Annotated in this window: 16 protein-coding genes; 12 read left to right on the forward strand and 4 right to left on the reverse strand. The window is 70.8% G+C overall.

What is annotated here, in order from left to right; genetic code table 11:
- The first annotated feature begins 27 nt into the window (after nucleotides 1–27).
- Nucleotides 28–933: a tyrosine recombinase XerC gene (locus tag ACZBH1_RS14690; protein ID WP_463646805.1), complete on the forward strand. Its 906-nt coding sequence runs from the start codon at nucleotides 28–30 to the stop codon at nucleotides 931–933.
- A gap of 33 nt (nucleotides 934–966) precedes the next feature.
- On the opposite strand, the gene ACZBH1_RS14695 is transcribed toward ACZBH1_RS14690, so the two are convergent.
- Complete coding sequence (locus tag ACZBH1_RS14695) at nucleotides 967–1,506, reverse strand: murein hydrolase activator EnvC family protein (RefSeq protein WP_463646807.1); 540 nt, start codon at nucleotides 1,504–1,506, stop codon at nucleotides 967–969.
- A gap of 351 nt (nucleotides 1,507–1,857) precedes the next feature.
- Here ACZBH1_RS14695 and rpsB point away from each other — a divergent pair, with 351 nt between their 5' ends.
- The 9 genes from rpsB to ACZBH1_RS14740 all read left to right on the forward strand — a co-directional run bounded on the left by rpsB (nucleotide 1,858) and on the right by ACZBH1_RS14740 (nucleotide 8,628).
- Entirely contained in the window at nucleotides 1,858–2,781 is a 924-nt protein-coding gene (gene rpsB, locus ACZBH1_RS14700; protein ID WP_463646808.1) for a 30S ribosomal protein S2, read from the forward strand.
- Between the two features lie 105 nt (nucleotides 2,782–2,886).
- Nucleotides 2,887–3,714 carry a translation elongation factor Ts gene (gene tsf / locus ACZBH1_RS14705; RefSeq protein ID WP_336396948.1) on the forward strand — a complete coding sequence of 276 codons (828 nt, stop codon included), beginning with the start codon at nucleotides 2,887–2,889 and terminating at the stop codon, nucleotides 3,712–3,714.
- 84 nt (nucleotides 3,715–3,798) lie between these two features.
- Nucleotides 3,799–4,518: a UMP kinase gene (pyrH, locus tag ACZBH1_RS14710; protein WP_336396949.1), complete on the forward strand. Its 720-nt coding sequence runs from the start codon at nucleotides 3,799–3,801 to the stop codon at nucleotides 4,516–4,518.
- Between the two features lie 48 nt (nucleotides 4,519–4,566).
- Entirely contained in the window at nucleotides 4,567–5,121 is a 555-nt protein-coding gene (frr, locus tag ACZBH1_RS14715) for a ribosome recycling factor (protein WP_336396950.1), read from the forward strand.
- A 9-nt stretch (nucleotides 5,122–5,130) separates the two neighbouring features.
- Nucleotides 5,131–6,255 carry a phosphatidate cytidylyltransferase gene (locus ACZBH1_RS14720; RefSeq protein ID WP_463646809.1) on the forward strand — a complete coding sequence of 375 codons (1,125 nt, stop codon included), beginning with the start codon at nucleotides 5,131–5,133 and terminating at the stop codon, nucleotides 6,253–6,255.
- Nucleotides 6,252–6,815, forward strand: coding sequence for a DivIVA domain-containing protein (locus tag ACZBH1_RS14725; protein ID WP_336396952.1), 564 nt, complete (start codon nucleotides 6,252–6,254; stop codon nucleotides 6,813–6,815). Before ACZBH1_RS14720 ends, ACZBH1_RS14725 begins: the two co-directional genes overlap by 4 nt.
- A gap of 58 nt (nucleotides 6,816–6,873) precedes the next feature.
- Nucleotides 6,874–7,611 carry an aggregation-promoting factor C-terminal-like domain-containing protein gene (locus tag ACZBH1_RS14730; RefSeq protein ID WP_336396953.1) on the forward strand — a complete coding sequence of 246 codons (738 nt, stop codon included), beginning with the start codon at nucleotides 6,874–6,876 and terminating at the stop codon, nucleotides 7,609–7,611.
- A 3-nt stretch (nucleotides 7,612–7,614) separates the two neighbouring features.
- Complete coding sequence (locus ACZBH1_RS14735; RefSeq protein WP_336396954.1) at nucleotides 7,615–7,899, forward strand: Rv1322 family protein; 285 nt, start codon at nucleotides 7,615–7,617, stop codon at nucleotides 7,897–7,899.
- Nucleotides 7,900–8,628: an alpha/beta hydrolase gene (locus tag ACZBH1_RS14740; RefSeq protein ID WP_463646810.1), complete on the forward strand. Its 729-nt coding sequence runs from the start codon at nucleotides 7,900–7,902 to the stop codon at nucleotides 8,626–8,628.
- Nucleotides 8,629–8,650: 22 nt separating this feature from the next.
- Here ACZBH1_RS14740 and ACZBH1_RS14745 read toward each other — a convergent pair whose 3' ends face one another.
- Nucleotides 8,651–9,718: an AI-2E family transporter gene (locus ACZBH1_RS14745; RefSeq protein WP_336396956.1), complete on the reverse strand. Its 1,068-nt coding sequence runs from the start codon at nucleotides 9,716–9,718 to the stop codon at nucleotides 8,651–8,653.
- A gap of 174 nt (nucleotides 9,719–9,892) precedes the next feature.
- On the opposite strand from ACZBH1_RS14745, the gene ACZBH1_RS14750 reads away from it, so the two are divergent.
- Nucleotides 9,893–11,797: a DUF8094 domain-containing protein gene (locus tag ACZBH1_RS14750; RefSeq protein ID WP_378881199.1), complete on the forward strand. Its 1,905-nt coding sequence runs from the start codon at nucleotides 9,893–9,895 to the stop codon at nucleotides 11,795–11,797.
- Complete coding sequence (locus tag ACZBH1_RS14755) at nucleotides 11,794–12,738, forward strand: tetratricopeptide repeat protein (protein WP_452324470.1); 945 nt, start codon at nucleotides 11,794–11,796, stop codon at nucleotides 12,736–12,738. The genes ACZBH1_RS14750 and ACZBH1_RS14755 overlap by 4 nt, the downstream gene beginning before the upstream one ends.
- 39 nt (nucleotides 12,739–12,777) lie before the next feature.
- Here ACZBH1_RS14755 and glgB read toward each other — a convergent pair whose 3' ends face one another.
- Both glgB and ACZBH1_RS14765 read right to left on the reverse strand, forming a co-directional pair.
- Nucleotides 12,778–14,955, reverse strand: a complete 2,178-nt coding sequence (gene glgB, locus ACZBH1_RS14760) for a 1,4-alpha-glucan branching protein GlgB (RefSeq protein ID WP_336396959.1) — start codon at nucleotides 14,953–14,955, stop codon at nucleotides 12,778–12,780.
- Nucleotides 14,952–17,036: a maltotransferase domain-containing protein gene (locus ACZBH1_RS14765; protein ID WP_463646811.1), complete on the reverse strand. Its 2,085-nt coding sequence runs from the start codon at nucleotides 17,034–17,036 to the stop codon at nucleotides 14,952–14,954. The genes glgB and ACZBH1_RS14765 overlap by 4 nt, the downstream gene beginning before the upstream one ends.
- Nucleotides 17,037–17,102: the final 66 nt, after the last annotated feature.

The following is a 17,102-nucleotide window of genomic DNA, read 5'->3' on the forward strand; positions in this document are numbered from 1 at the left end:
GAGGCGTTCCGGGCGCAAGCTGGGGGAGTGGAGATCTCGGAGGCGGCCGACGCGTACCTGCACCACCTGGCCGCCGTGCGCCGCCTCGCACCGGCCACCGTGCGGGCCTACCGATCCGACCTTGCGGGACTCGCCGAGGCCTGCGGCGACGCGGAACTCGCCACGGTCGACCTCGAGCAGCTCCGGGAGTGGCTGTGGCGGGCCGTCCAGCGCGGCGACAGCCGCGCGACCATCGCGCGGCGCACGGCCGCCGTGCGCGGCTTCTTCGCGTGGGCGGCGGAGGAGGGCGCGATCGCCGCGGACCCGAGCCTGCGGCTGGTCGCCCCGAAGCGGGGGCGCACCCTGCCGAAGGTTGCGACCGTCGACGCGCTGAACGGCGTGCTGCTGCGCCTGCAGACGGCCGCCGCGGACGGCGACCCGGTCGCCCTGCGCGACCACGCCGTCCTGGAACTGCTGTACGGGGCGGCGGTGCGGGTGTCGGAGCTGTGCGGGCTCGATGTCGACGACCTCGATCGGGAGCGCCGGACGCTGCGCGTCCTGGGCAAGGGGTCGAAGGAGCGGGTCGTGCCGTTCGGCCTGCCGGCGCTGCGGGCGGTAGAGGCGTACCTGGTGCGCGGTCGGCCGGCGCTCCTCGCCCGCGGCGCGACGGACGCGGCGGCATCCGCCCTCTTCCTCGGTGTGCGGGGTGCGCGCCTCGGATCACGCGCGGTCTACGACCTCGTGTCGCGCGAGTTGGGCCCCGAGATCGGAGCCGGTGCAGGTCCGCACGCACTGCGGCACTCGGCGGCCACGCATCTGCTCGACGGGGGCGCCGACCTCCGCGCGGTGCAGGAGATGCTGGGCCACGCGAGCCTCGGCACGACCCAGATCTACACCCACGTGTCGAGCGAGCGACTCACGGCCTCGTACCGCCTCGCGCACCCCCGCGCATGAGCGGCGGCCACCCGGCCGGCTGAGCGCCGCAGCTCAGCAGCACGGGAGCAGCACGGCGCGCGGCACACCGCCGAGCAGCACGAGCGGGTTGACGTACTCGCCGCCCAGTCGCACGCCGAAGTGCAGGACGCCCGGCTCGACGTGTCCGCCGGTGGCCAGCACGCCGACAGGAGCGGATGCCGCCACGGGCGTCCCCGCGACGAGCTCGGAGGCGACGGGCTCGAGCGTGGTGACGAGGCCGTCGCCGTGGTCGATCGTCACCACCGGTCGCCCCGCCACCTGACCCGAGAACGCGACGACCCCCGGGGCGGGAGCGATGACGGGGTCGTCGTCGAGCGGACGCAGATCGACCCCGCGATGGCCAGGCCCGTACCGGTGGGGCGGGGCGACGAACGGCCTCTCCAGCCGGAACGGCTCGACCGGCCATTGCCATCCCCGTGACACCGCCACCGAACCGCCGTCCCCGGCGGGGAGCGGGTCGGCGCGGCGGGCGCCTGCGGCGGGCGTCGGCCCGCCCGCGACGAGGAGGAGGGCCGTGGCGACGCCGACCGCGCGGGTGCCGGCTGCTCTCATGGCCTCGACTCTGCGCTGCTCCGGGAGCCGATCACGCGGGAGGGACGAGAGACGTGGAGAACCGCGGTGAGGGCGACATGGGGGAGGAGGGGCGGTGGGGTCGCCTGCTGATACACTGGAGGCCGCACTCCGCCTGTCGGAGTGACTCCGCGTGCCCAGAGCGCTGCGATCCGGTCTCCGGTCCCCGAGGTCTCCGAGGGGCAGCAGCGCGGCATCCCATCCCATCGGTCCCCGTGAACGCCTGAGTGCGAGCGCGGGGCGGGAGAGAGCCGGGCGCCAGGCCCGCCGGCACCACACCGGCGAGAGAACAACCGCAAGCAGGCGCGACAGCGCCGGAACAGGAGAACGGCCATGGCCGTCGTCACCATTCGCCAGCTGCTCGACAGCGGCGTCCACTTCGGACACCAGACCCGCCGGTGGAACCCGAAGGTCAAGCGCTTCATCCTCACGGAGCGCAGCGGCATCCACATCATCGACCTCCAGCAGTCGCTGACGTACATCGACAAGGCGTACGAATTCGTCAAGGAGACGGTCGCGCACGGCGGCACCATCCTCTTCGTCGGCACCAAGAAGCAGGCGCAGGAGGTCATCGCCGAGCAGGCGACCCGCGTCGGCCAGCCCTACGTCAACCAGCGCTGGCTGGGCGGTCTGCTCACGAACTTCTCGACCGTGTCCAAGCGCCTCGCGCGCATGAAGGAGCTCGAGGAGCTCGACTTCGAGGACCCGGCGGCGAGCGGCTTCACCAAGAAGGAGCTCCTCCTCAAGAAGCGCGAGCTCGACAAGCTCCACAAGTCGCTCGGCGGCATCCGCAACCTGCAGAAGACCCCCTCGGCCATCTGGGTCGTGGACGCCAAGCGCGAGCACCTCGCGATCGACGAGGCGTCCAAGCTCGGCATCCCGGTGATCGGCATCCTCGACACCAACGCCGACCCCGACGAGTTCCAGTACCCGATCCCCGGCAACGACGACGCGATCCGCTCGGTGGGCCTGCTCACCCGCATCATCGCCGACGCCGCCGCGGAGGGCCTCATCCAGCGCCACCAGCCCAGCGACGAGGCCGCCGACGCCGAGCCGCTGGCCGACTGGGAGCGCGAACTGCTCGAGCAGGGCGCTCCGGTCGAGACCGAGGCCGCCGCCGTCGAGACCGCCGCGACCGAGTCGGCCTCGGACGAGGCCGGTGCGGAGGCAGCCGAGGCCGCTGAGGCTCCCGAGGCCGCTGAGGCTCCCGAGGCCGCTGAGGCCCCCGAGACCGCCGAGGCGACCGCCGCCGAGTAAGGCTCGCACACGCACTCCGCCTCGGCGGGATCGCCCTGGCCGCACGGCCGGACGGTCCCGCCGAGGCATCCACGAGAAGTCACACACATCAAGGAGCCGCCACCCATGGCAAACTTCACGATCGCCGACATCAAGGCGCTGCGCGAGCAGCTCGGCACGGGCATGGTCGACACCAAGAAGGCGCTCGAGGAGGCCGACGGCGACCTCGAGAAGGCCGTCGAGATCCTCCGCCTCAAGGGCGCGAAGGGCAACGCCAAGCGCGCCGACCGCTCCACCAGCGAGGGCCTCGTCGCCGCGAAGGAGGTCGACGGTCAGGTCACGATCATCGAGCTCAACACCGAGACCGACTTCGTCGCGAAGAACGACCGCTTCATCGCGCTGGCCGAGAAGGTCCTCGACGCCGCCGCCGCCGCGCACGCCGACTCGGCCGAGGCCGCCCTCGCCGCGTCCGCGGGCAGCCAGACGGTCGCCGAGCTCATCTCGGACGAGGCCGCCATCATCGGCGAAAAGGTCGAGCTGCGTCGCGTGGACACGCTGTCCGGCGACAAGTTCGAGATCTACCTCCACCGCACCAGCAAGGACCTGCCGCCGCAGGTCGGCGTCGTCCTCGCCTACTCGGGCGACGACGCCGAGACGGCGCGCAGCCTCGCGCAGCACATCTCGTTCGCGAACCCGACGTACCTGTCGCGCGACGAGGTGCCCGAGGCCGAGGTCGAGAAGGAGCGCGAGATCGTCACCGAGATCTCGCGCAACGAGGGCAAGCCCGAGGCCGCCCTCCCGAAGATCGTCGAGGGACGCGTCAACGCGTTCTTCAAGCAGGTCTCGCTGCTGGACCAGGACTACGCGAAGGACAACAAGCTGTCTGTCGCGCAGGTCGCCAAGGACGCAGGGCTCACCCTGACGGGCTTCGCCCGCTACAAGGTCGGCGCCTGATCATCTGAGAAGGCCCGCATCGGCAATCCGATGCGGGCCTTTTCTCATGCCCTTCGGTAGTTTGTCGTAGACGAGAGGACCACAGTGATCAACGAGAACACCGGGCGCCGGCGCGTCCTTCTGAAACTGTCCGGTGAGGCGTTCGGCGGGGGGCAGCTCGGAGTCAACCCCGATGTGGTCAGCCAGATGGCGCGGGAGATCGCCGCCGCGGTCGACCGCGTCGAGATCGCGGTCGTCGTCGGCGGCGGCAACTTCTTCCGCGGGGCCGAGCTCAGCCAGCGCGGGATGGACCGGGGCCGCGCGGACTACATGGGGATGCTCGGCACGGTCATGAACGCGCTGGCGCTGCAGGACTTCCTCGAGCAGGCGGGGGCCGCGACACGGGTTCAGTCGGCGATCTCCATGACGCAGGTCGCCGAGCCGTACATCCCGCGGCGGGCCGAGCGCCACATGGAGAAGGGCCGCGTCGTGATCTTCGGCGCCGGCGCCGGCCTGCCGTACTTCTCCACCGACACCGTCGCCGCGCAGCGTGCGCTCGAGATCGACGCGCAGGAGGTCCTCGTCGCCAAGAACGGCGTCGACGGGGTGTACACGGCTGATCCGAAGAAGGATGCCACGGCGACGCGCATCGACCGCATCACCTACCTCGACGCGCTGCAGCGGGGTCTGAAGGTCGTGGACTCGACGGCGTTCAGTCTGTGCATGGACAACCGGATGGATATGCGGGTGTTCGGGATGGAGCCGGCCGGCAACGTCACGCGGGCGCTGCTCGGCGAGTCCATCGGCACGCTCGTCACGGCGTGACGGCCCGCCGATACACTTGACGAGCCCCATCAACGCGAAGGAGACACTGTGATCGCGGACGTCTTGGCCGATGCCCGAGCGCGCATGGACCGCGCCGTCGAGGCTGCGAAGGAGGACTTCGCGACGGTGCGCACCGGCCGCGCGAACCCGCAGCTGTTCCAGAAGGTGCTCGTGGACTACTACGGCACCCCCACGCCCCTCGCGCAGCTCGCCTCGATCAACAACCCCGAGGCGCGCACGCTCATCGTCACCCCGTACGACAAGTCGGCGCTGAAGGCCATCGAGCAGGCCATCCGCGATATCCCGAACCTCGGCGTGAACCCGACGAACGACGGCAACCTCGTGCGGGTCACGATGCCGGAGCTCACCGAGGAGCGCCGCAAGGAGTACGTCAAGCTCGTGCGCAGCAAGGGCGAGGACGCGCGGGTGCACGTGCGCGGCATCCGCCGCAAGACGAAGGACGACATCGACTCGCTCAAGGGCGAGGTCGGCGACGACGAGCTCGCCCGGGGCGAGAAGGAGCTCGACGCACTCACGCGCTCGCACGTCGATGAGATCGACGAGGCGCTCAAGCGCAAAGAGGCAGAGCTGCTCGAGGTCTGAGCCCCGCGCATGACCGACCCCTCCGATCCGCTCGCCGGTGAGCCGGCCGCGCCGCTGACCCGGCGCGAGGCCGAGGAGCTCCGGCGCGCCGCCGACGCGCAGCGTGCGCACGACGCGCAGCGTGCGCACGACGCGCAGCGTGCGCACGACGCGCAGCCGGCGCACGACGCGCAACGCGCGCACGACCCGCACGAGCCCGCCCTCCAGGCGCACCTGCGCGCCGCGCGAAGCGAGCTGGAGAGCCAGGTCGAGCGGGCGAGAGCGGACTTCGAGGTGGCGAACGAGCGCATCAAGGAGCGCACGGGCCGTGACCTCATCGTGGCGACCCTGATCGGCCTGGCGATCGGCGCCGTGCTGATCGCATCGCTCCTGTTCGTCAAGTGGGCCTTCATCGGCTTCGCGCTCGGCGCGGCGCTGCTGGCGGTGTTCGAGTTCTCGCGCGCGCTCATCGTCAGCGGCCGCCGCGTCGACGTCGTCCCGCAGCTGATCGCGACGACGGTCGTGGTCGTCTCGGCGTACTTCGTGGATCCGTGGTCGCTGTGGTTGCTGCTCTTCGTGGCACTGGCCTTCGTCGTCGTGTGGCGTCTCGTGGCGCAGATGGCCGCGCACGACGGCCGCGCCTACGACGCCGTCCTCGGCGACGTCCTGATCGCGTCGCTCCTGCAGCTGTACGTCGCGTTCCTCGGCAGCCTGTGCGTCGTGCTGCTGAGCCAGGACCGCGGCGAGTACTGGGTGCTGTCGTTCATCATCGTCGCCGTCGCCGCCGACACCGGGGCGTACGTGGCGGGCATCACGATGGGCAAGCACCCCATGGCGCCGCGCATCAGCCCGAAGAAGACCTGGGAGGGCTTCGCCGGCGCGGCAGCCGCGGCGATCCTCGCGGGCGTCATCGCCGGCATCTTCCTCCTCGGGATCACCTGGTGGATGGGCGTCGTGTTCGGCATCCTGATCCTCGTCACCGCGACCATCGGCGATCTCGGGGAATCGATGATCAAGCGCGACCTCGGCATCAAGGACATGAGCTCGTGGCTTCCCGGCCACGGCGGCGTCCTGGACCGGCTCGACTCGATCCTCCTGTCGGTCGTCGCGGCTCTGGGCCTGTACTACCTCTTCACCCCGCTGGTGGCTTCATGACGACGTCCGACACGAGTGCCCGCACCGCCTTCCCCGAGGCGCACGGACGCGAGAAGGGCTACGACAAGCAGCCGGTCGACGAGTTCCTCGCCCGCGCCCGCACCTCCTTCGAGCAGGGCACGGACGACCTGAGCTCGGCCGACATCCGCCAGGCCGCCTTCCCGCTCGTGCGGCACGGCTACGCGATCGCGTCGGTGGATGCCGCGCTCGGCCGCATCGAGGACGCCTTCGCGGCTCGCGAGCGTTCGACGGCGGTGGCCGAAGCGGGTGTGCAGGCGTGGGTGGGTCACACGCGCGAACTCGCGCAGGAGGTGCTGGACCGGCTGTCGCGCCCGCCCCAGCAGCGTTTCGACCGCGTGTCGGCGCTGCGATACGGCTACCGCGTCTCCGAGGTGGACCTCGTGACCGACAAGCTCGCCCGCTACCTCGAGACGGGTGAGTCCGTCACCGTCGAACAGGTGCGCTCGGTCGCCTTCCGCATGCAGCGCGGCGGCTACCGCGAGACCCAGGTGGATGCCGTCCTCGACGCGGTCGTCGAGGTGATGCTCGCCGTCAAATGACGGACGGCGGCCGGGCTGATGGCACGGCACGGCGGGCGTGTGCGAGAATCGGGGCACTGTGACTTCTGGAAACGAGCTGCACCCGACCCGGCGCGCCCGTCGTCAGGAGGTGTCGCCCCGGACCAGGACGCCTGCCGCGCCGACGCGCAGGGCCCCGACGCCCGACCCCCGCTGGTCGCGACGACGCGGGGTCCTCGGCGCGTTCGCGGCTTTCGCGGTCCTCGGGTTCGTGGTGGCGTACATCGGGCCCACCGGACTAGCCCTCGCACAGGCGAGCGTCGATGACGACACCACGGTGTCGCTGTACGCGAGCGGCCTGGGAGACGTGCAGCGCATCGAAGGCGACGACGAGGCGGCGCCTGTCGAGCCGGCGGTCCTCGATCGCGGCAACTACACCGTCTATGTGAAACCGAAGCCGACACCCACGCCGACGGTCCGGGCGGCCTCGTCGAACGCAGGCACGGGGTGGCGGCCTCCGTTCGCGACCCCCGATCCCGGCACCGCCCAGGCGATCGCGTACGACATGGTCCTGGCGCGAGGCTGGGGCGACGACCAGTTCGCGTGCCTCGTGGCGCTGTGGAACAAGGAATCCGGGTGGCGGGTCAACGCCTACAACGCCAGCAGCGGCGCGTACGGCATCCCGCAGGCGCTGCCCGGGACCAAGATGGCCACGGCGGGCGCGGATTGGGAGACCAACCCCGCCACGCAGATCACCTGGGGCCTGGGCTACATCGGCGGCCGCTACGGCACGCCGTGCGGCGCGTGGGACCACTCGCAGCGCACAGGCTGGTACTGAGCCGTGCCGCGGTCCCATCGCCGTCGGCACCCTGCGAGCGGCGACGCCTCCTTCGAGCGCCTGCTCGCGGGCTGGAAGCGCACCGAGGTGCGTCGCGGGGTCGAGTGGACGGTGCAGCCGGTGTCGGCAGCACAGGCGCAGAAGCCGTACACCTGCCCGGGCTGCGGCGGACAGATCGACATCGGGGTGGCGCACCTCGTGACCTGGCGCGCGGACGGGGTGCTCGGCGACGCGGCCGACCTGGCGGCCCGGCGGCACTGGCATCAGCACTGCTGGAAGGTGGCTTGAGTGGAGATCCGCGGACCGATGCTGCTGCCCGCCCGGCGCGAGGACATCGAACTCGAGACGCTCGACGGCCTGACGCTGGTGGGCGAACTCGCACTGCCCGAGACGCGCGATCCGGTGGCGACGCTGGTGACGTTGCATCCGCTTCCCACCGCCGGTGGCTTCATGGACTCGCACATCCTGCGCAAGGCCGCGGGGCGCCTTCCCGCCCTCGCCGACCTCGCGGTGCTGCGGTTCAACACGCGCGGCACGACCTCGCCGCGGGGCACGAGCGAGGGAGCCTTCGACGGCGGCCGCGCAGAGGCCTTCGACGTCGCGGCGGCCATGGACTTCGTCCACGCCCGGGGGCTGCCGCGGCCCTGGCTCGTCGGCTGGTCGTTCGGTACCGAGCTCGCCCTCAAGTACGGCCGTGACCATGCGGTCGAGGGTGCGGTGCTGCTCTCGCCGCCGCTGCATCGGGCTACCGACGCCGAGGTCGCGGCGTGGTCGGGTGACGAGCGGCGGCTGATCGTGCTGGTGCCGGAGTTCGACGACTACCTGCGACCGGATGCCGCGGCCCAGCGCTTCTCCAGCGTGCCCGACGCAGTCCTCATTCCGGTCGAGGGCGGAAAGCACCTGTGGGTGGGGGAGAACCAGACGCGGCGCGTGCTCACCGAGATCGTCGCGGCGATCAACCCCGACGCGCTTCCGCTGCCTGGTGAGTGGAACGGCGCGATCGTCGCCGACGGCTGACCCGATCGGGTCGCGCGCGGCGTCATCTCTCGTTCTGACGCGGGATCACGACCTGGCGGTAGATGATGAGGATGCTCGCCGCGACCGGGATCGCCACGAGCGCGCCCAGCAGGCCCAGCAGGGAGCCGCCGGCGAGTGCCGCGATCACCACGACGGCGCCCGGCACCGACACCGCACGGCCCATGATGCGCGGCGCAATGACGTAGGCCTCGATCTGCATGTAGATCAGGTAGTAGATCGCCGCGATGAGCGCTGTCGTGGGGGAGCCGACGACGAGGCATGTCAGCACGATGATCGTCGAACCGGTGAGCGTGCCGACGAGAGGGATGAGCGAGAAGAAGAAGGCGATCACGGCGAGCACCGCAGGGAAGGGCGCGTCGATGATCGACAGGAAGATCGCGCTCAGGACGCCGTTGATGACGCCGAGCGCCGCCTGGCCGATGACGAAGTACCCGACCGAGTCGGTGATCTGCTCGCCGAGGTCCATGAAGCGCGCGCGCTTGGATGCCGGGACCAGCTGGTAGACCGCACGCTTCAGGTTCGGCGTGGAGGCGGTGAAGTAGATGGTGAGGATGAGCACGATGAACGCGCCCGCGAATCCGGCGAGGAGGGCGCCCACGATGGCGATGATGCTCCCGCCCACCTCAGAGCCGATCGCGCCGACGTCCAGCGAGGCGTACCAGTCCTCGATGTAGGTCCAGACCTCGTCGACGTTCAGCGCCGGGAACACGGTGTGCAGCCAGTCCTGGATCGCACCGACGGGGTCGTCGAACATGCCGTCCTCGGCGAGCTCTTGGATGGCCACCACGAGCTGCCCGATCTGCTGCACGATGACCGGCACGATCATCAGCACGATGCCGGCGAAGGCGGCGAGGACCCCGAGGATCGTGATGAGCACCGCCGCCCACCGCGGCAGCCTGCGTCGTTCGAGCCACTCCACGATCGGGTCGAGGCCCAGCGAGAGGAACAGGGCCGTGCCGACGTACAGCAGGATCGTCTGGAGGTTCTGGATGCTCCCGATGAGAAGCAGCCCGAGACCGACGCCGAGGGTGGCGAGCAGCGCGGTGCGGAACGGGTTGTGCAGCTTCATCGAGATCCCCTCCCATCGACGACCGCCGATGCACCAGTCCGCTAAGGATACGCATTCGCGGGCCCTGGGCCCGGGAACGGCACCTCCCACGCGCCTCACAGGTCGTGTTCGCTAGTCTGAAATGTCGAATCGAAGGGTGCGGAGTGTCCGCGCACCCCGGAAAGGTGTTTCTTCGTGCGTTTCGTGTGGGCCGTGGCGGCCTTCGTGCTCGCCACCGTGATGATCGGGGCGGGCATCGCCCAGCGGACGATCTTCCAGGGACCCCGGACCGAGACGGCGGCGATCTCGGTCGAGGACGAGGCTCCCTACCTCCTCATCGACGGCGCCGTGCTCAATCAGCTGCCCGGCACCCAGACGCTGCGCGCGCAGGGGGAGGGCGAGCTCTTCGCCTCCTACGGCCGCACCGCCGACATGCAGGCCTGGCTCTCGGATGCCGAGTACACGCACGTCACGCTGGGCGATGAGGGAGTGCTCGACTCGACGCTGGTCGAGCCGGCTCCCGATGCCGTCGCCCCCGACGACGAGGCCGCCGCCGAAGACGCGGCCACCGACGAGGCCGCCGCCGACGAGGCGGCCGCCGCGGACGCGGCGGACGATGCCGCGGCGGATGACGCGGCTGCCGAGGAAGCGGCGACCCCGGGGCGCAGCCCCATCGGTTCGGACCTCTGGCTCGACGAGTACCAGCAGACCGACCTCCTCATCGCCCCGCTGCAGCTCCCGGAGGGCATGAGCGTGCTCGTCGCGGCGGACGGCACGGCACCGGCACCCGACCGGGTGACGGTGACCTGGCCGCTGCAGACGTCCACCCCCTGGGCGGGCCCGCTCATCGTGTTCGGCGGCCTCCTCATGGCCGTCGGCGTCTTCCTCTACATCCTCGGCATCCGCCACGCCCGGCGGAAGCGCGGGCCGCGCCGCAAGGGGCTTCCGCTTCCGGTGACCGAGCCGATCAACATCGCCATCACCGATCCCGACGGCAAGGGCGTCATCAGCAACGGCCAGGCCACGACGCGCCGGGCCGTCTCCAGCGGTCGCCGCGCGTTCGCCGTCGTGCCGGTCGTCGCGGTCTCCGCGCTGCTGTTCAGCGGCTGCTCCGCCGACGCCTGGCCGCAGTTCGCGGCGTCGCCGACGCCGTCCCCGACCGCGACGGTGATCGCGCCCGAGGGGCAGCAGGCGCCCGCTGTGACCAAGGCGCAGGCGGAGCGCATCCTCACCCGCATCGCGGCGACGGTCGCGGACGCGGATGCCGCGATGGACGGCGATCTCGCCGAGACCCGTCTCGAGGGCGCGGCCCTGGCCGCGCGAGACACGAACTACAAGCTGCGCTCGGCGATCGCCGACTACGCGGTTCCCGCACCGATCCTCGCCAAGCCGCTCGAGATCATTCTTCCCCAGGCGTACGACGGCTGGCCGCGCTCGGTCATCGCCGTCGCCGACGACGAGGAGTCGAAGACCTCGAGCATCATGGTCATGACCCAGAAGGACGCCTGGGCCGACTACAAGCTGTCGTACATCGCCAGCCTCGAAGCCTCGACGACGCTTCCCGACCTCGCACCCGCCTACATCGGGGCGCCGCAGGTGGAGCCTGATTCGCCGTTCCTGCTTCTCGCGCCCGACCAGGTCGCCGCGGCGTACTCCGACGTGATCAACAAGGGTGAGGACAGCGAGTTCTACGACCTCTTCGAGGTCGAGGGCGACCAGCTCCGCGCCAGCATCACCGCCGATCGTCAGCGACGCCTCGACGAGTTCAACAAGACCGCGTCCTCCACGGGAAGCCTCACATTCAGCTCGGCTCCCGGGCCGCAGGCGCCGTTCGCGCTGCAGACGGTCGAGAGCGGAGCGATCGTGGCGGTCAACGTCAACGAGATCGACACCGTGAAGCCGACGAACGAGGATGCCGTGATCAAGGTCGACGGCAACCTGACCGTCAAGTCGCTGGCCGGCGTCGACCAGTCCGCGACCGGCTTCGCCACGACGTTCAGCGATCAGGTCTTCTTCTACGTGCCCGGCCCGGGCTCCAGCGAGAAGATCCGCCTGCTGGGCTACTCGTCCGACATCCTCGATGCGAAGGTTCTCTCGTGACCGATCCCACCCTGGGCGCCGCGGTGCGCGGCGCCGTCGATCTCTCGGCTCTCCGCAACCGCCCCACGACCGGCGCTCCCGATGGCGAGCAGGCCGCCGACGGCGCCGGTGGAGTCGTCGTGCCGTCCCTCGTGCTCGACGTCACCGACGAGACCTTCCCGCAGGTGCTCGAGCTGTCGCGCACCGTTCCCATCGTGATCGACCTGTGGGCCGAGTGGTGCGGACCGTGCAAGCAGCTGAGCCCCGTGCTCGAGCGCGTCGTGACCGAGCTGGGCGGCCGCCTCGTCCTGGCGAAGGTTGACGTCGATGCGAACCCGCAGCTGTCGCAGGCCTTCCGGGCGCAGTCCATCCCCATGGTCGTCGCGCTCGTCGGCGGCCAGCCGGTCCCGCTGTTCACCGGCGCGGTGCCCGAGCAGCAGGTCCGCGAGGTGTTCGCACAGCTGCTCCAGCTCGCCGCGCAGAATGGCGTGACGGGCACGGTCTCCGTCGACGGTGAGCGCGCGGAGGAGGCGCCTGCCGAGCCGCCCCTGCCGCCGCTCCACGCGGAGGCCTTCGACGCGATCGAGGCGGGCGACTACCCCCGCGCCATCGCGGCGTACGAGAAGGCTCTCGCCGAGAATCCGCGCGACGCGGAGGCGCGCGCGGGACTGGGGCAGGTGCGCCTCCTCGACCGCGTGCAGGGCCTCGATCTGCAGGCGGCCCGCGCCGCGGCGGCCGCTGCACCGACGGACGTCGCCGCGCAGCTCGCGGTCGCCGACCTGGACGTCGCCGGCGGGCACGTCGAGGACGCGTTCGGCCGCCTCCTGGACCTGTTCGCCCAGCTTCCGTCGGACGCGCGCACGCCGGTGCGGGAGCGGCTCCTCGAGCTGTTCGCCCTCATCGGCGACGGTGATCCCCGCGTCATCGCGGCCAGGGGTCGCCTGGCGTCGCTGCTCTTCTGAGCAGCCCCGGCGCCGGGAGCCCCGGCGCCGAGGGCGAGGTCAGCCCTGCGTCGGCGAGGGGATGTGCGCCTGCGTTCCGTGACGCAGCCAGAGCACGCCCAAGGGCGGCAGCACCAGTGAGGCGCGGCCTCCTGCGCCCGCATGCACGACGCCCAGGTTGCCGACCCCGGATCCGCCATATGCCTCGGCGTCGGTGTTGAGGATCTCGTGCCACACCCCGCTCTCGGGCAGGTCGAGCTCGTACGAGCCGATCGTCGAGCCCGAGAAGTTCGCCACGACGACGACGGTGTTCCCGTGCCAGTCGCGCCGTGCGAACGCGATGACGTTGGGGTTCCACTGCGGGCCGCCGAGCCGCGCGAAGGCGGCGCCGTCGCTGTCACGCGCCCAGAGCGCGGACTGGTCGCGGTAGACCCGGTTGAGCGTGCCCACGAAGTGCTGCAGCTGGGCGTGCGCCGGCTGGTCCAGCAGCCACCAGTCGAGGGAGCGACCCTCGGACCATTCCGAAAGCTGCCCGAACTCCTGTCCCATGAACAGCAGCTGCTTGCCCGGGTGCCCCCACATGTAGGCCAGGAACGCCCGCATGTTCGCCAGCTGCTGCCAGTGATCGCCCGGCATCCGGCCGAAGAGGCTGCCCTTGCCGTGGACGACCTCGTCGTGGCTGATCGGGAGGACGTAGTTCTCGCTGAAGGCGTAGACGAACGAGAACGACATCTCGCCCTCATGGTGGGAGCGGTAGAGCGGATCGCGCGCGATGTACTGCAGCGAGTCGTTCATCCAGCCCATGTTCCACTTGAACCCGAAGCCGAGACCGGCCTGGCTGGTCGGGGCGGTGACGCCGGGGAAGCTGGTCGACTCCTCGGCGATCATCGCGATGCCCGGGTAGCGCTTGTAGGCGGTGGCGTTGACCTCCTGCAGGAAGCGGATGGCCTCGAGGTTCTCACGCCCGCCGTGCACGTTGGGCGCCCATTCGCCCTCGTTGCGGGAGTAGTCGAGGTAGAGCATCGAGGCGACGGCATCCACCCGCAGACCGTCGACGTGGAACTCCTCGAACCAGTACAGGGCATTGGCGACGAGGAAGTTGCGGACCTCGTTGCGGCCGTAGTCGAAGATGTACGTGCCCCAGTCGCGGTGCTCGCCGCGCCGCGGATCCGGGTGCTCGTACAGGGCCTCGCCGTCGAAGCGGGCGAGCGCGAAGGCATCCTTCGGGAAGTGGCCGGGGACCCAGTCCATGATCACCCCGATGCCCGCCTGGTGCAGGCGGTCGATCAGGTAGCGCAGGTCGTCGGGGTCGCCGTACCGGCTCGTCGGCGCGTAGTACCCGGTGACCTGGTAGCCCCAGGAGCCGCCGAACGGATGCTCGGCGAGGGGGAGGAACTCCACGTGGGTGAATCCCTGCCCGGTGACGTAGTCGATCAGCTGGTCCGCGGCATCCCGGTACGACAGGCCCTGCCGCCAGCTGCCGAAGTGCAGCTCGTAGACCGACATCGGCCGCGACACCGGGGTGGTCTTCGCGCGCTGCGCGAGCCACGCGTCGTCGCCCCACGTGTACGAGGAGCGAGTGACGACGGATGCCGTCGCCGGCGGCACCTCGGCGAACCGCGCCATCGGGTCGGCCTTCAGCACCCACTGACCGTTGCGGCCGAGCAGCTCGAACTTGTAGGCGGTGCCCTGGCCGATGCCGGGGACGAAGAGCTCCCAGACGCCGCTGTCGCCCATGGAGCGCATCGAGTGGCCCTGTCCGTCCCAGCCGTTGAAGTCGCCGACGACCCGGACGGCGCGGGCGTTGGGGGCCCACACGGTGAACGCCGTGCCGGATGCGCCCTCGTGGTCGCGCTCGTGCGCGCCCAGGACGCGCCAGAGCTCCTCATGCCGGCCCTCGCGGATCAGGTGGAGATCGAGCGCGCCGATCGTGGGGGAGTGCCGGTAGGGATCCTCGGCGACGTAGTCCGGGCCGTCCTCGTATCCGGCGACGAGCTGATATCGGCCCGGCGCCCCGGTGCGCGTCCCCTCCCAGATCCCGGCGCGGACATGCTCGAGGGGAACCCGCGTGCCGTCCGCGAAAACGGCCGTCACGCTCCGCGCCAGAGGTCGCCGCGTACGCACGATCCAGGTTTTCGTGCCCTCGGCATCCGTGTCGGGGTGGATGCCGAGCACGGCGTGCGGGTCGTGGTACGAGCCGGTGGCGACGGTGTCGAGGAGCTCGTCGGAGGGCATCATCGGGACTCCTTCACGTGGAGGATGTGGACCGGCTCGGTGAACGCGTCGAGCATCACGAAGTTGTGATCCGACCACGTCCACGTCGCGCCGGTGACGAGGTCCTCGACCTCGTACGGAGTGCCCGGCTCGACTCCCCACACGCGGGTGTCGAGGTGGACCATCGTCTGACGCACCGAGTGGGGGTCGGTGTTGACCACGACGATGACGGTGTCGCTGCGTCCGTCGGGGGACACCGCCGCATCCAGGTGCTTCGCGTAGACCAGGATGGCGTCGTCGTCGCTCCAGTGGACGCTGAGGTTGCGCAGCTGCCGGAGCGCGGGATGGGCGCGCCGGATCTCGTTGAGCCTGGTCAGGAAGGGCGCCAGCGAGTCGCCCCGCTCGACGGCACCCGCCCAGTCGCGGAACTTGTACTCGTACTTCTCGTTGTCGATGTTCTCTTCCGACCCCGGCCTGGCGACGTTCTCGTAGAGCTCGTAGCCCGCGTACACGCCGTACGTCGGGGCGGCCGTCGCCGCGATGGCGGCGCGGATCCGGTACGCCGGACGGCCGCCGTACTGGAGGTACTCCGTCAGGATGTCGGGCGTGTTGACGAAGAGGTTCGGGCGGAGGAAGTCGGCGGTCTCGTGGGCCAGCTGCGAGAGGAACTCCTCGAGCTCGGCCTTGGTGTTGCGCCACGTGAAGTATGTGTAGCTCTGCTGGAAGCCGGCCGATGCGAGGCTCTGCAGCGGAGCGGGCCTGGTGAAGGCCTCCGCCAGGAACACGACGTCGGGGTTCTCTGCGTTGACCGTCCGGATGAGCCACTCCCAGAACTGCAGGGGCTTCGTGTGCGGATTGTCCACCCGGAAGATGCGCACGCCCTGGGCCGCCCAGTGCCGCACGATGCGCAGCACTTCGGCGCGGATGCCGGCGGGGTCGTTGTCGAAGTTGACCGGATAGATGTCCTGGTACTTCTTGGGGGGATTCTCGGCGTACGCGATCGAGCCGTCCGGAAGGGTCGTGAACCACTCGGGGTGCTCGGCGACCCACGGGTGGTCGGGTGCGGCCTGCAGTGCGAGATCCAGTGCGACCTCGAGGCCCTCGGCCCTGGCAGCCCGGACGAACGCCCGGAAGTCCGCGAGCCCGCCGAGGTCGGGATGCACCGCGTCGTGGCCCCCCGCCGCCGAGCCGATCGCCCAGGGGGACCCCGGGTCGCCGGGTCCGGCGTCGAGGGTGTTGTTCGGTCCCTTGCGGTTGAGCGTGCCGATGGGGTGGATGGGCGGCAGGTAGAGCACCTCGAACCCCATGGCCGCGACGCCCGGGAGCCGCTTGGCGGCAGTGCGGAACGTGCCGCTCTTGACGGTGCCGTCCTTGAGCCGGCGCGCGCCCTCCGAGCGCGGGAAGAACTCGTACCACGCGCCCACTCCGGCACGCTCGCGCTCCACGAGGAGTTCCAAGTCGTCCCCGAGCGTGACGAGCGACATGACGGGGCGTTGACGGAAGAAGCCGGCGATGGTGGCGTCGGTCACGATCTCCAGCGCGCCGGCGTCGTCGACGCCGGCGTCACGGAGCGACGCGGCAGCAGTCGCCAGCGCCTTCCGCTCCGCCGCCGGGCGGTCCTTCTCGGCGCGCGCACGGTCGAACAGGAGCGCCCCGATCTCGCGCATGAGCGCCGCATCCACCCCGGCGGCGATCTTGAGGGCGGCGGCGTGCTCCCACGTGGCGAACTCGTCGCCGAACGACTCGAACCGGAAGCGCCAGACGCCCTGCTCCAGCAGCGCGACCTCCGTCCGCCACCGGTCGAATCCGTCTTCGAGGGGGTCCAGGCGGTGCAGCGACTCGTCGCCGGAGGGCGAGAACAGGCGCAGCTGCACACCGATGCGGTCATGCCCCTCGCGGAACGACGTCACGACGAACGGGACGACCTCGCCTACGAACGCCTTCGGCCGGTAATCGCCCCACGGCACCGCCGGGGACGGCTTGGCGAGCGGGACCCGGCGCGACGCCGTGTCGGACTCCGGCTGCCGGGCGGGGACAGGGCGGACGGGAAGGGCTGCGGCGCTCCGCCACGGGCGGGGGCGCTCTGAGCGCGTCGACGTGACCACGAGTCGAACCTATCGCGCGCCCGTCGAACAGCACAGCGAGGTGACGACCGGCGCCGGATGCGGTAG

Source organism: Microbacterium sp. ZXT2-5 (genome assembly GCF_055329545.1).

Bases quoted from the DNA above. Each gene is read 5' to 3' on its own strand.
- rpsB (WP_463646808.1), top strand. From the start codon at position 1,858: ATGGCCGTCGTCACCATTCGCCAGCTGCTCGACAGCGGCGTCCACTTC.
- tsf (WP_336396948.1), top strand. From the start codon at position 2,887: ATGGCAAACTTCACGATCGCCGACATCAAGGCGCTGCGCGAGCAGCTC.
- ACZBH1_RS14720 (WP_463646809.1), top strand. From the start codon at position 5,131: ATGACCGACCCCTCCGATCCGCTCGCCGGTGAGCCGGCCGCGCCGCTG.
- glgB (WP_336396959.1), bottom strand. From the start codon at position 14,955: ATGATGCCCTCCGACGAGCTCCTCGACACCGTCGCCACCGGCTCGTAC.
- ACZBH1_RS14725 (WP_336396952.1), top strand. From the start codon at position 6,252: ATGACGACGTCCGACACGAGTGCCCGCACCGCCTTCCCCGAGGCGCAC.
- ACZBH1_RS14745 (WP_336396956.1), bottom strand. From the start codon at position 9,718: ATGAAGCTGCACAACCCGTTCCGCACCGCGCTGCTCGCCACCCTCGGC.
- ACZBH1_RS14695 (WP_463646807.1), bottom strand. From the start codon at position 1,506: ATGAGAGCAGCCGGCACCCGCGCGGTCGGCGTCGCCACGGCCCTCCTC.